The sequence below is a fragment of the Pseudomonas sp. NPDC089406 genome, assembly GCF_044900265.1.
Taxonomy (GTDB): Bacteria; Pseudomonadota; Gammaproteobacteria; order Pseudomonadales; family Pseudomonadaceae; genus Aquipseudomonas; species Aquipseudomonas fakonensis.
Genome location: NZ_JBJDNC010000018.1, coordinates 17,501 through 30,900, shown reverse-complemented (window position 1 = coordinate 30,900; position 13,400 = coordinate 17,501). Strand labels below are relative to the sequence as shown.

At 64.7% G+C, this 13,400-nt stretch carries 12 protein-coding genes; 9 read left to right on the top strand and 3 right to left on the bottom strand.

Features of this window, described 5'->3' with window-relative positions; genetic code table 11:
- Positions 1–116: 116 nt before the first annotated feature.
- A complete protein-coding gene (locus ACI2KK_RS14455) occupies positions 117–2,135 on the bottom strand; it encodes an alpha-1,4-glucan--maltose-1-phosphate maltosyltransferase (protein WP_404669388.1) in 2,019 nt (672 codons plus the stop codon).
- 139 nt (positions 2,136–2,274) lie between these two features.
- Between ACI2KK_RS14455 and ACI2KK_RS14450 the strand changes: the two genes are divergently transcribed.
- The 3 genes from ACI2KK_RS14450 (at position 2,275) to acpP (ending at position 3,186) form a co-directional block, all read left to right on the top strand.
- A complete protein-coding gene (locus tag ACI2KK_RS14450) occupies positions 2,275–2,442 on the top strand; it encodes a hypothetical protein (protein ID WP_217842781.1) in 168 nt (55 codons plus the stop codon).
- A 140-nt stretch (positions 2,443–2,582) separates the two neighbouring features.
- Complete coding sequence (locus ACI2KK_RS14445; RefSeq protein ID WP_404669387.1) at positions 2,583–2,834, top strand: acyl carrier protein; 252 nt, start codon at positions 2,583–2,585, stop codon at positions 2,832–2,834.
- A 97-nt stretch (positions 2,835–2,931) separates the two neighbouring features.
- The gene (gene acpP, locus ACI2KK_RS14440; protein ID WP_404669386.1) at positions 2,932–3,186 is read left to right on the top strand and encodes an acyl carrier protein; all 255 of its coding nucleotides are present in this window, start codon (positions 2,932–2,934) and stop codon (positions 3,184–3,186) included.
- A 315-nt stretch (positions 3,187–3,501) separates the two neighbouring features.
- Here acpP and ACI2KK_RS14435 read toward each other — a convergent pair whose 3' ends face one another.
- On the bottom strand, positions 3,502–5,175 hold the full coding sequence (locus ACI2KK_RS14435; protein WP_404669385.1) for an AMP-binding protein: 1,674 nt from the start codon (positions 5,173–5,175) through the stop codon (positions 3,502–3,504).
- Between the two features lie 315 nt (positions 5,176–5,490).
- Here ACI2KK_RS14435 and ACI2KK_RS14430 point away from each other — a divergent pair, with 315 nt between their 5' ends.
- Genes ACI2KK_RS14430 through ACI2KK_RS14415 form a run of 4 tightly spaced genes read left to right on the top strand, consistent with a single transcriptional unit; the run spans position 5,491 to position 11,049 of the window.
- Positions 5,491–6,654, top strand: a complete 1,164-nt coding sequence (locus tag ACI2KK_RS14430) for an isovaleryl-CoA dehydrogenase (protein WP_404669384.1) — start codon at positions 5,491–5,493, stop codon at positions 6,652–6,654.
- A gap of 19 nt (positions 6,655–6,673) precedes the next feature.
- Positions 6,674–8,281: a carboxyl transferase domain-containing protein gene (locus ACI2KK_RS14425; protein WP_404669383.1), complete on the top strand. Its 1,608-nt coding sequence runs from the start codon at positions 6,674–6,676 to the stop codon at positions 8,279–8,281.
- 3 nt (positions 8,282–8,284) lie between these two features.
- Positions 8,285–9,100 carry a gamma-carboxygeranoyl-CoA hydratase gene (locus ACI2KK_RS14420; protein WP_404669382.1) on the top strand — a complete coding sequence of 272 codons (816 nt, stop codon included), beginning with the start codon at positions 8,285–8,287 and terminating at the stop codon, positions 9,098–9,100.
- The gene (locus ACI2KK_RS14415) at positions 9,097–11,049 is read left to right on the top strand and encodes an acetyl-CoA carboxylase biotin carboxylase subunit (RefSeq protein WP_404669381.1); all 1,953 of its coding nucleotides are present in this window, start codon (positions 9,097–9,099) and stop codon (positions 11,047–11,049) included. Before ACI2KK_RS14420 ends, ACI2KK_RS14415 begins: the two co-directional genes overlap by 4 nt.
- A 211-nt stretch (positions 11,050–11,260) precedes the next feature.
- On the opposite strand, the gene ACI2KK_RS14410 is transcribed toward ACI2KK_RS14415, so the two are convergent.
- Entirely contained in the window at positions 11,261–11,929 is a 669-nt protein-coding gene (locus ACI2KK_RS14410) for a S24 family peptidase (protein ID WP_404669380.1), read from the bottom strand.
- Positions 11,930–12,061: 132 nt separating this feature from the next.
- On the opposite strand from ACI2KK_RS14410, the gene ACI2KK_RS14405 reads away from it, so the two are divergent.
- Both ACI2KK_RS14405 and ACI2KK_RS14400 read left to right on the top strand, forming a co-directional pair.
- Positions 12,062–12,370, top strand: coding sequence for a DUF6124 family protein (locus ACI2KK_RS14405; protein ID WP_217842771.1), 309 nt, complete (start codon positions 12,062–12,064; stop codon positions 12,368–12,370).
- Positions 12,371–12,807: 437 nt separating this feature from the next.
- A complete protein-coding gene (locus tag ACI2KK_RS14400; protein ID WP_404669379.1) occupies positions 12,808–13,323 on the top strand; it encodes a DUF4880 domain-containing protein in 516 nt (171 codons plus the stop codon).
- The last annotated feature ends 77 nt before the right edge of the window (positions 13,324–13,400 follow it).

The following is a 13,400-nucleotide window of genomic DNA, read 5'->3' as shown; positions in this document are numbered from 1 at the left end:
AGGAGCGGCCTTGTGTCGCGAAAGGGCTGCGCAGCAGCCCCGACAATCTGTCATGTCGCCGAGATCCCGGGGCCGCTTCGCGCCCCTTTCGCGACACAAGGCCGCTCCTACAGGGGTCAGTGCTGCTTGCTGATTCGCCAGATACCAAACGGCTGGTGCCAGGGCTCGATGCGCATCCACTGGGTCTTGCCATGCCAGGTCCAGCGGTGGCCGGTCATCAGGTCTTCGCCCTGGGTGTCGGCGTGGTCGTCCAGCCCCAGCTCCCACAGCGGCAGCTCGAAACTGGCCTCCTGGGCGTTGTACGGGTCCAGGCTGATAGCTACCAAAATGATGTTGTCGCGCTCGGAGGTGCGCTTGGCGAAGTACAGGATCTGCTCGTTCCAGCAGTTCAAGAACAGCACCCCCAGGTGCGTCTGCAGGGCGCGGTTTTCGCGGCGGATGTGGTTAAGGCGGGCAATCTCGGCGACGATGTTGCCGGGGGCGGTGTAGTCGCGCGGGCGGATCTCGTACTTCTCCGAATCGAGGTACTCCTCCTTGCCCGGCAGCGGCGTGCCCTCGCACAGCTCAAAGCCCGAGTACATGCCCCACAGCCCCGACCCCATGGTGGCCAGCGCTGCGCGGATGAGAAAGCCCGGGCGCCCGGAGGTCTGCAAGAAGTACGGGTTGATGTCGGGGGTGTTGACGAAGAAGTTGGGCCGGTAGCACAGGCTCAGCGGCGGGCGGTTGAGCTCTTCGAAGTACTCGCGCAGCTCTTGCTTGCTGTTGCGCCAGGTGAAGTAGGTGTAGCTCTGGGCGTACCCCACCTTGCCCAGGCGCGCCATCATCGCCGGGCGGGTGAAGGCCTCGGCGAGGAACACCACCTCGGGGTGCTGGCTGCGCACATTGGCGATCAGCCATTGCCAGAACGGCAGCGGCTTGGTGTGCGGGTTGTCGACGCGGAAGGTCTTGACCCCCTCCTCCACCCAGCCCACCACCACGTCACGCAGGGCCAGCCACAGGCCGGGCACGGCGTCGGGGGCGTAGAAGTCGACGTTGACGATGTCCTGGTATTTCTTCGGCGGGTTCTCGGCGTAGCGAATGGTGCCGTCGGGGCGCCAGCTGAACCAGCCGGGGTGGTCCTTGAGCCAGGGGTGGTCCTGGGAGCACTGGATGGCAAAATCCAGGGCGATTTCCAGGCCGTGCTCGGCGGCGGCGGCCACCAGCCGGCGAAAGTCCTCGCGGCTGCCCAGTTGCGGGTGAATGGCGTCGTGGCCACCCTCGGCGCTGCCGATGGCATAGGGGCTGCCGGGGTCGTCAGGCTGGGCCTTGAGGGCGTTGTTGCGGCCCTTGCGGTGCTGCTGGCCGATCGGGTGGATGGGCGGGAAGTACAGCACGTCAAAGCCCATGTCGCGGATCATCGGCAGGCGCTGGTGCACGTCGTTAAAGGTGCCGTGGCGTTCGGGGCTGTCGGTGCACGAACGCGGGAACAGCTCGTACCAGCTGGCGAACTGCGCCGCCTCGCGGTCCACATCCAGCGGGAATTCGCGGCTGCGGGTGAGGTAGCTGCGGTGTTCGGCCTCGCTCATCAGACGCTGAGTGTCGGGACTCAACAGCTGCGCCACCTGGTCGTCCACTGCCAGGCTTGGCAGGCGCTGCTGCAATTCGAGCAATTGTTCGCCGAGCAAACCCTCGCTGCGCTCGATGCCCTTGCCGAGCATCAGCCGGCCTTCTTCGAGCTCCAGCTCGACGTTTTGGCCGGCGCCGTACTTTTTCTCAAGGTCGTGGCAGTAGGTGGCGAACGGGTCGACCCAGGCCTCGATGCTGAACAGGTGCAAACCCAGTTCGGTGGGGGTGAACTCGGCCAGCCACAGGTCGTTGCCCGGCGAGTGCATGGCCACGGTATGCCAGCGCCGGCTGTGGGCCTGGCGCCAGTACAACATCACTGCCAGGCGGTCGTGGCCGTCGCTGTAGACCTTGGCACTGGCCAGGACCTGCTGCCCGCGCACTGTCTTGCTGGCAAAGGTGCCACCGTCCAGCGCGGGGCCCACATCCTCGATCACGATGCGCGGCGCCAGCAGCGCCTGGGAGAGGCTGATGGCCTGGTCCGGGTGGTCGCCCGCCATCGGCACGCTTTCGAAGGGCTCGTTACCTGACATCGCACTCGCTCCATAGAGTTGTGACGGTAAGGGTTCAGAACCGTGATCGGGCGTGGGGGTTCAAAAAAACTGAGCGAATGGCGCGGGGCGTGAGTCCAAGCCTGCAACACCGCTTCATTCACCACGCGAGGTCAGGCCCATGAGCATTCCCATTCCACCGGAAACTCCCGACCCGAACATCGACGACCCGACGTTGCCGCCGCCGGTGCCCGAAGAAGAGCCGGACGAGCTGCCAATCAAACCGAGCGTGCCGCCCACCGTAGGCGACCCGCCGAGCGAGGAGCCGCCGGTGAGAGGTAGAGGATAGACAAGCCTGGGGGGCTTGCCCCGCGATAGGGCCACACAGGCGAGCACAAATACAGGCCAGGCGCACCTGACATTTCTACCAGTAGCGCCCAATCGGCTGGCCGGGTAAATAAAAAAGCTCCCTCAACCGGCGGCCGCCCCATGCGTTCCCACCACTACACCGACGCCTACCTGCTGTGGATCGTCAGCAGCTTCCTCGAACAAAGCCCGGCGATGGTCCGTTCGGACCTGTCGATGGACGAGCTGGGTGCCGACAGCTTCGATATGGTCGAGTTGCAGGCGCTGGTGGAAGAAGCCTTCGGCATTCAAATACCTCGCCAGTTGCCCACCTACATCACCTTCGACGAACTGCTCACGCTGGTGCTCAGGAGCGGTGCAGCGCTGCGCTGCTGATTTGGCGCATCCAGCAACTGACATTTCTGCCAGTTTCGCAAAATGCCTGTGAGCGTTACACCACAGAGGTCATAACCCCAATGATCTGGAGACGGTCATGAGCACAGAAGATGACGATATTGAAGCAAGCGTGAAAAAAATCATTTCTGACAAGCTGGGTGTACCGTACAGCGACGTCACAAACGCGGCCTCGTTCAGCGAAGATCTGGGGGCGGACTCGCTCGACACAGTCGAGTTGGTCGTGGAGCTTGAAGACAGGTTCGACTTCCAAATAAAGGAAGAAGACACAGAGAAGCTCACCACTGTTCAACAAGTCGTGGACTACATCAAAAAGAACGCAAAAGGCAGCTGATCGCGCTCACCCACACAGGTGCACATCGACTTCGCCGAGCCGATGACAGTAGACGAACTTATCGGGATTGTGCGAAAGCCATGAGTTTGAAGAGAAACAGGCCGCCCGCCCTGATACCTGTCAGTTAGCGTTTCAGCGTTTCCAATGGGGCTGCTTTGCAGCCCTTCGCGGGCAAGCCCGCTCCCACAGGAACGCGCAAAGCCTCAAGCTGGCGCTTTACCTGTGGGAGCGGGCTTGCCCGCGAAGGGCCGCACAGCGGCCCCAATTTCGTTGACTGACTGACATTACCGCACGCCCGACCGGTTTCTACGGGGGCTATTGCCCCGACAGCAGCTCCACACTGATCTCGCGCATCCTGAACTTCTGCACCTTGCCCGTCACCGTCATCGGGAACTCGTCGACAAAACGGAAATGCCTTGGCGCCTTGAAGTGCGCCAGCCGCGCCTTGCACCACTGCTGCAATTCATCCGCCGTGACGCTGTGCCCCGGGTGCAGGCGGATCCACGCCACCACCTCCTCGCCGTAGCGGCTGCACGGAATGCCCACCACCTGCGCCTCGGCCACCGCCGGGTGGGTGTGGAAGAACTCCTCCAGTTCGCGCGGGTAGATGTTCTCGCCGCCCCTGATGATCATGTCCTTGTTGCGCCCGACAATGCGCACGTAGCCGTCATCGTTCATCACCGCCAGGTCGCCGGTGTGCATCCAGCCGGCCGGGTCGATGGCCTCGGCGGTAGCCTGGGGGTTGCCCCAGTAGCCGAGCATCACGCTGTAGCCGCGGGTGCATAGTTCGCCAATTTCGCCGCGCGGGACGATGCCGCCGTCGGCGCCTACCAGCTTGGTTTCCAGCTGCGGCTGGGTGCGGCCTACCGTGGTCACGCGCAGTTCAAGGCCGTCGTCGGGGCCGGTCTGCAACGACACCGGGCTGGTTTCGGTCATGCCGTAGGCGATCTGCACTTCGGCCATGTGCAGTTGGTCGATGACCTTGCGCATTACCTCGATCGGGCAGGTGGCGCCGGCCATGATGCCGCTGCGCAGGGTGGTGAGGTCCAGTTGCGGGCGCAGCGGGTGGTCGAGCATGGCGATGAACATGGTCGGCACGCCATAAAGAATGCTGGCGCGCTCGTCACTCACGGCGCGCAGGGTGAGTTCGGCGTCGAAGGCGTCGTTGGGGTAAATCATTGTGCTGCCATGGGTGATGCAGCCAAGGTTGGCCATGACCATGCCGAAGCAGTGGTACAACGGCACCGGGATCACCATGCGGTCGTGCTCGGTCAGGCCCAGGCTTTCGCCGACCATGTAGCCGTTGTTGAGGATGTTGTAGTGGCTGAGGGTGGCGCCCTTGGGCGCGCCGGTGGTGCCGGAGGTGTACTGGATGTTCACCGGTTGGTCGAACTGCAGGTTGTTCTGACGCTGCTCGAATATGCCGGGGTCGATTTCCCCTGCCCGCCCCGCCAGCGCCGCCCAGGGCAAAAAACCTGGCGGCGGTTCGGCAGCCAAGCTGACCACGCCGCGCAGGTCGGGCAGGCGCTCGCTGTGCAACTGGCCAATCGCCTGGCTGGTCAGCTCCGGCACCAGTTCCTGCAGCATGGCGTGGTAGTTGGAGGTTTTGAACGCACCGGCGCACACCAGCCAACGGCAGCCGGACTGGCGCAGTACGTATTCCAGCTCGCCTGTGCGATACGCGGGGTTGATGTTGACCAGGATCGCGCCGACCTTGGCCGCGGCCAGTTGCAGGATGCACCACTGGGCGCAGTTGGGCGCCCAGATGCCGACCCGCTCGCCCACCGCCACGCCCAGCGCCATCAGCGCCCGGGCATGGGTGTCGACTTGCTCGGCCAGTTGCCCCCAGCTGTAGCGCAGGCCTTGGTGGCGCACCACCAGCGCCTCGCGTTCGGGATGGCGGGCCACGGTGGCGTCGAAGGCCTGGCCGATGGTGAGGGTAAGCAGCGGTTTGTCCTGGCGGCCGCAGGTATGGCTGGGTTGAGGCATGGGCATCCCTTCTTGTGATTGTTCTGGGCATGACTGAAGCAGGCGGCGTTAACTGTGGACCATGTTGACGTTTACGTAAAGGTGACTAGACAAGGGGCATATCGAGGTTTACGTTAACGTAAAGGTGAAAAGCAAAACCCAGGTCAATGGTGCTACGCATCCCCTGTAGGAGCGGGCTTGCCCGCGATAGCGCCCCCTCGGGCAACAGTGCCGGGCCTGCTGACGCATTCGCGGGCAAGCCCGCTCCTACAGGGACGGCGACAAGGCCATGGACTAGGGTGTAACCCAATTTCAAGAACAACAAGGTGCCCCGCCATGCATTACCCGACCCTGAACTTCGCCCTGGGCGAGACCATCGACATGCTGCGTGACCAGGTGCGCACCTTCGTCGCCGCAGAGCTGGCCCCGCGCGCCGCGCAGATCGACCACGACAACCTGTTCCCCGCCGACATGTGGCGCAAGTTCGGCGACATGGGCCTGCTGGGCATCACCGTTGCCGAAGAATACGGCGGCGCCGGCCTGGGCTACCTGGCCCACGTGGTGAGCATGGAGGAAATCAGCCGCGGCTCGGCCTCGGTGGCCCTTTCGTACGGCGCCCACTCCAACCTGTGCGTCAACCAGATCAACCGCAACGGCACTCACGAGCAGAAGCTCAAGTACCTGCCCAAGCTGATCAGCGGCGAGCACATCGGCGCCCTGGCCATGAGCGAACCCAACGCCGGCTCCGACGTGGTGTCGATGAAACTGCGCGCCGAAAAACGCGGCGACCGCTATGTGCTCAACGGCAGCAAGACCTGGATCACCAACGGCCCCGACGCCAACACCTACGTGATCTACGCCAAGACCGACCTGGACAAGGGTGCCCACGGCATCACTGCGTTCATTGTCGAGCGCGACTGGAAAGGTTTCAGCCGTAGCAACAAGTTCGACAAGCTCGGCATGCGCGGCTCCAACACCTGCGAGCTGTTCTTCGATGATGTCGAGGTGCCTGAGCAAAACATTCTCGGCCAGCTCAACGGCGGCGTGCGGGTGCTGATGAGCGGCCTGGACTACGAGCGCGTGGTGCTGTCTGGCGGGCCGACCGGCATCATGCAAAGCTGCATGGACCTGGTGGTGCCGTACATCCACGACCGCAAGCAGTTCGGCCAAAGCATCGGCGAGTTCCAGCTGATCCAGGGCAAGATCGCCGACATGTACACCCAGCTCAACGCCAGCCGCGCCTACCTGTACACCGTGGCCCAGGCCTGCGACCGCGGCGAGACCACGCGCAAGGACGCCGCCGGGGTAATCCTCTACACCGCCGAGCGCGCCACGCAGATGGCCCTGGAGGCGATCCAGATTCTCGGTGGCAACGGCTACATCAATGAATTCCCGGCCGGGCGCCTGCTGCGCGACGCCAAGCTGTACGAGATCGGTGCCGGCACCAGCGAGATCCGCCGGATGCTGATCGGCCGCGAACTGTTCAACGAAACCCGCTGAGCACAAGGAACTGGCGTTCATGGCTACCCTGCATACCCAGCTCAACCCGCGCTCGGCAGAATTTGCCGCCAACCGCGCGGCCATGCTCGAACAGGTCGGCGCCTTGCGCGGCCTGCTCGCCCACATCGCCCAGGGCGGCGGGCCCAAGGCCCAGCAGCGGCACACCTCGCGCGGCAAGCTGCTGCCGCGCGAGCGCATCGACCGCCTGCTGGATACCGGCTCGGCATTCCTGGAAATCGGCCAGTTGGCCGCCCATGAGGTGTATGGCGAAGACGTGCCTGCCGCCGGGGTGATTGCCGGCATTGGCCGGGTCGAAGGCGTGGAATGCATGATCGTGGCCAACGACGCCACGGTCAAAGGCGGCTCGTACTACCCGCTGACCGTAAAAAAGCACCTGCGCGCGCAGACCATTGCCCTGCAGAACCGCCTGCCGTGCATCTACCTGGTGGACTCCGGCGGCGCCAACCTGCCGCGCCAGGACGAGGTGTTCCCCGACCGCGAGCACTTCGGGCGGATCTTCTTCAACCAGGCCAACATGAGCGCGCTGGGCATCCCGCAAATCGCCGTGGTGATGGGCTCGTGCACCGCCGGTGGCGCCTATGTACCGGCGATGGCCGACGAGGCGATCATGGTGCGCCAGCAGGCAACCATCTTCCTCGCCGGCCCCCCCTTGGTGAAGGCGGCCACCGGTGAAGTGGTCAGCGCCGAAGACTTAGGGGGTGCCGACGTGCACTGCCGCACCAGCGGCGTGGCCGACCACTATGCCGACAACGACGAACATGCCCTGGCCATCGCCAGGCGCTGCGTGGCGAACCTCAACTGGCACAAGCAGGGCAAGCTGCAGTGCCAGGCGCCGATTGCGCCCTTGTACAACGCCGAGGAGCTGTACGGCGTGGTACCGGCCGATGCCAAGCAGCCGTTCGATGTGCGCGAGGTGATCGCGCGGCTGGTGGACGGCTCGCAGTTCGACGAGTTCAAGGCGCTGTTCGGCACCACCCTGGTGTGCGGCTTCGCCCATCTGCACGGCTACCCGGTGGCCATTTTGGCCAACAACGGCATCCTCTTCGCCGAGGCGGCGCAAAAAGGCGCGCACTTCATCGAGCTGGCCTGCCAGCGCGGCATCCCGCTGCTGTTCCTGCAGAACATCACAGGCTTCATGGTCGGCAAAAAGTACGAAGAAGGCGGCATCGCCAAGCACGGTGCCAAGCTGGTGACCGCCGTGGCCTGCGCCCAGGTGCCGAAGTTCACGGTAATCATCGGCGGCAGCTTTGGCGCCGGCAACTACGGCATGTGCGGGCGCGCCTACGACCCGCGCTTTTTGTGGATGTGGCCCAACGCGCGCATCGGCGTGATGGGCGCCGAGCAGGCTGCAGGCGTGCTGGCGCAGGTCAAGCGCGAGCAGAGCGAGCGCAGTGGCGAGGTGTTCAGCGCCGAGGACGAGCGCGCGCTCAAGCAGCCGATCCTCGACCAGTACGAGCGCCAGGGCCACCCCTACTACTCAAGCGCCAGGCTGTGGGACGACGGCGTCATCGACCCGGCGCAGACTCGCGATGTACTGGGCCTGGCGCTGTCCGCCGCGCTGAACGCGCCGATCGAACAGAGCCGCTTCGGCATTTTCCGGATGTGACCCATGACCGACTTTGACACCCTTGAACTGGAAAAAGACCCCCGCGGCTTCACCACCCTGTGGCTCAGTCGTGAGGACAAGAACAACGCCTTCAACGCGCAGATGATCCGCGAGCTGATCGTCGCCCTCGACCGCCTGGCCGACGACACCAGCCTGCGCTTCGTGCTGCTGCGCGGGCGTGGCCGGCACTTCAGCGCCGGGGCCGACCTTGCCTGGATGCAGCAGTCGGCACAACTGGACTTCAACACCAACCTGGATGACGCCCGCGAGCTGGGCGAGCTGATGTACGCCCTGCATCGGCTCAAGGTGCCTACCCTGGCCGTGGTACAGGGCGCGGCCTTTGGCGGTGCGCTGGGGCTGATCAGTTGCTGCGACATGGCCATCGGTACTATTGACGCGCAACTGTGCCTGTCAGAGGTGCGCATCGGCCTGGCCCCGGCGGTGATCAGCCCGTTCGTGGTCAAGGCCATCGGCGAGCGCGCCACCCGCCGCTACGCCCTCACCGCAGAACGCTTCAGCGGCGAGCGCGCCCGCGAACTGGGGCTGCTGGCCGAGGTTTACCCGGCCTCCGAGCTGGACGCCCAGGTTGAAGCCTGGGTCGATAACCTGCTGCACAACAGCCCGCAGGCATTGCGCGCCACCAAGGACCTGCTGCGCGAGGTGGACGACGGTGAACTGAGCCCGGCCCTGCGCCGCTACTGCGAGAACACCATCGCCCGCATTCGCGTCAGCGCAGAAGGCCAGGAAGGCCTGCGCGCCTTCCTCGAAAAGCGCCGCCCCGCCTGGCAAGCCGAATACAAGAAGGAGCCGCGCCCATGAGCCGCCCTACCCTGACCACCTTGCTGGTGGCCAACCGCGGCGAGATCGCCTGCCGCGTGATGCGCACCGCCAAGGCCATGGGCCTGACAACCGTGGCGGTGCACAGCGCCACCGACCGCGATGCGCGCCACAGCCGCGAAGCCGATACTCGCGTCGACCTGGGCGGCAGCAAGGCCGCCGACAGCTACCTGGTGGTCGACAAACTGATTGCCGCCGCCCGCGCCAGCGGCGCCCAGGCCATTCACCCGGGCTATGGTTTTTTGTCGGAGAACGCAGGCTTTGCCCGCGCCATCGAACAAGCCGGGCTGATCTTCCTTGGCCCGCCGGCCAGCGCCATCGACGCCATGGGCAGCAAATCGGCGGCCAAGGCGCTGATGGAGGCGGCCGGGGTGCCGCTGGTGCCCGGTTACCACGGCGAAGCCCAGGACCTCGAGACCTTCCGCGCCGCCGCCCAGCGCATCGGCTACCCGGTGCTACTCAAGGCCAGCGCCGGCGGTGGCGGCAAGGGCATGAAGGTGGTGGAGCAGGAAAGTGAATTGGCCGATGCCCTGGCCTCGGCGCAACGCGAAGCCCAGGCTTCGTTCGGCGATGCGCGCATGCTGGTGGAAAAGTACGTGCTCAAGCCACGCCATGTGGAGATTCAGGTGTTTGCCGACCAGCACGGCCACTGCCTGTACCTCAACGAGCGCGACTGCTCGATCCAGCGTCGCCACCAGAAGGTGGTGGAAGAAGCGCCAGCGCCGGGGCTGTCGCCCGAGCTGCGCCAGGCCATGGGCGAGGCTGCGGCGCGCGCGGCCCAGGCCATCGGCTACGTAGGGGCCGGCACCGTGGAGTTTTTGCTCGATGCCCGCGGCGAGTTTTTCTTCATGGAAATGAACACCCGCCTGCAGGTGGAGCACCCGGTCACCGAGGCCATCACCGGGCTGGACCTGGTGGCCTGGCAAATTCGCGTGGCCTGCGGCGAGGCACTGCCGATCACCCAAGAGCAGGTACCGCTGCGCGGCCACGCCATCGAGGTGCGGCTTTACGCCGAAGACCCAGCCAATGAATTCTTGCCGGCCACCGGTACGCTTGCGCTGTACCGCGAATCGGCACCGGGTGAGGGGCGCCGGGTGGACAGCGGGGTCAGCGAGGGTGATGTGGTATCGCCGTTCTACGACCCAATGCTGGGCAAGCTGATTGCCTGGGGCCAGGACCGCGAACAGGCGCGCCTGCGCCTGCTGGCGATGCTCGATGAGTTCGCCATCGGCGGGCTGAAAACCAACATCGCCTTCCTGCGGCGCATCCTCGCGCACCCGGCGTTTGCCGCTGCCGAGCTGGATACCGGTTTCATCCCGCGCCACCAGCAGGTGCTGTTGCCCGCCGTGGAGCCGTTGCCCGCCACGTTCTGGGAAGCGGCCGCCGAAGCCTGGCTGCAGAGCGAGCCCGCGCGCCTGCGAGCGGATGACCCCAGCTCACCATGGCCCGTCCGTGACGGCCTGCGCCTGGGCCTGCCAGCGCGCAGCAGCCTGCACCTGCAATGCGACGGCGAGGAGCAAGCCGTCGCCCTGGAGCGCAGCGCGCCGTCCAACTGGCAGCTCGATGGCGAACAGCTGTGGCATGACCAGGACGGCGTGCGCCGCCGCTACCTGGCCGTGCGTCGTGGCGACAGCCTGTACCTGCAGTGGCAAGGCGAACTGCATACCGTCACCCGCCATGACCCGATCGCCGCTGCCGAGGCCAGCCACGGCCACCAGGGCGGCCTGGCTGCGCCCATGAACGGCAGTATCGTGCGGGTGCTGGTGGAGCCGGGCCAACAGGTAGCGGCAGGTACCGCGCTGGTGGTGCTGGAGGCGATGAAGATGGAGCACAGCATCCGTGCGCCGCACGATGGCATGGTGAAGGCGGTGATGTGCCAGGAGGGGGAAATGGTCAGTGAGGGGGCGGTGCTGGTGGAGATGGAGGCCTGAGCTCAAGCCGGCTCCTACAGGCACACCACAGGTCTGAAGCAAGCGCCGTACCTGTGGGAGCGGCTTTAGCCGCGAATCAGGCGCCGCGGTAGATGGCACCGGCTTCGCCGGTGTTCGCGGCTGAAGCCGCTCCCACAGAGTCATCTGTTAAATCAACGACTTGTGATTTGTTCTGTAGGAGCCGGCTTGCCGGCGATGGGGCCGGTACAGGCTACAAACTGGCGTGCATCTTCACCACGACGCCGAGAAACTCGCAGCCCTCCTCGCACACCAGCGTCGGGTAGGCGTTGTTCAGGGCCTTGAGGTACAGCTGCCCGCCCTCCTCGGCCAGTTGCCTGAAGATCGCCGACTTGCCGGGCAACCGGGCGATCACCAGCTTGCCCGGCTCGGCCGCCACGCCATCGTCGACCAGAATACGCGCGCCTTCTGGCACGCTCTTGCCGCTGGCGGCGCTCATGGTGTCGTTTTCCACCGTCAGCCAGAACGCCTTGCCCCGAGCCATGTAGTCGGTCTGTTCGAAGGCTTCGGGCGGCTCGGCCTGCGCCTGCCCCAAAGCCGCCCACTGGCGTAGCGGGTAGCGAAAGCACACGAAGTACCTGGCCTGGCCGTCATCGTCATCATCGTCGTCTTCCAGTGCATAGCGGCCGGGCTGCTCGCCCACCTGGCCGAGCACACGCAGTTGCATGCTCACCTGGTAGTGGGGCATGCCCAACTCGACGAACACCCGGTTCATCGAATCGACCCGCGGTTGCCGGCGTTTGCGCAGCCAATGGCCGACGCTGCCCTGGGAAACCCCGACGCGTTCTGCCAGGTACTCCTGGGAGATATCCAGCTCCTCGATCCGTTCCCGGACGAGGGCAATCCATTTGTCCATGTTCATCGCAGGCACGATACGGACTGCCCCTCAGCGCTCAATACACATCAAGTATTATTTCTTGAATCACGGAAAAATACTTCAAGTATTAATATCGGCTGACACCCTTACCCGATTGGCATTTGCAGGTACATCAGGATGAGCAGTTCGAAAAAAACGGATACAGAACTCGACACCGAAGCCGCCCGTCGCGCCCTCGACTTCTACCTCAACCCCACCCCCAGCGCCCCCGACCTGGAACGCACGCTATGGACGCTGCGCGAAGGCGTCACCCGCCAACAGGCCAGCGACCACGCCTCGGAGCTGCTGCGTTGCGCCGCCGCCACGGCGCACGAAACCGCCAGCCACCTGCAGGGCACGACACGTGAAGTGGTATTTGCGCTGATGCACATGATCAACATGTCCCGCGCCCTGCTGGAGCAGCGCGAAGCCATGGAACAGGAATAAAGAAAGCAAGGGAGACGTGATGGCCGCACAGCGGCAGAACGCCGCTTGGCGGGGATGAGGCGTGCGCCAGCAAAGTTTTTTACCGGATACGGCAAAAAACAATTGACTGGCAAATGATAACGATTATTATTGCACTCAGCTGGTCGCGAGACCCGCTGGATAACCTGCAAAGTCCTCAGGTCGGACTCTCAGATTATCTCCTCATCAGGCTAATCACGGTTTTTGACCCGGCTTTTTGCCGGGTCATTTTTTTTGCTCTTCAGGCTAATGAAGATCGTTGATGGCGGCGATGATAGCAAAAATGTTTCAGAGCGTGAACGCTCATTACAAATCTTTGCCGAATCAGCACTTGAGAATCAATCTCGTTAAGACTAAGCTGGTTTCGCGTCACGGAAGATGCCCCCTCCCCCTTCTATATGCTGAGCAAGGAGCTGCCCATGAGCCGTTTGCTGCTGCCCCTCGAGCACGACCCGCGCACCGCCGAACAGCACGCTGAAGACACCCTGCTGCATGCGCTCAAGCGCCTGCCGCGGCGGGTACAGCAGGTGTTTCTGCTGGGCCGCCTCGACCAGCTGGGCTTCGCCGACATTGCCCAGCGCCTGTCGCTGCCGCTGCTCAGCATCGAACGCCACATGAACCAGGCTCTGCAAACCACCCGCGAGCCGGGCGATGCCCTGGCCAGTGTTGCCATCCAGTGGTACGTACGCCTGCAGAGCCCGCAGGCCACCGCTTGCGAGCGCATTGATTTTCGCCGCTGGCTGGACGCCGCCCCCGAACACCTGCACGCCTTCCACCAGACCGAACTGCGCTGGCGCAGCCTGCTGGCCCCAGCGCGCCAGCTTGGCCATGACGGCTGGTACCGCCAGGGCCGCGCGGCGTTGTCGCTGGGCGGTTGCTCGATTGCCATCGGGCTCGGCGCCGCCGCGCTGCTGGCGCTAGGCCTGCTGGCCTGAAGCCCGGCCTGCACAGGCGCCGCATCCCCTTGTAGGAGCGGCCTTGTGTCGCGAAAGGGCTGCGCAGCAGCCCCAGC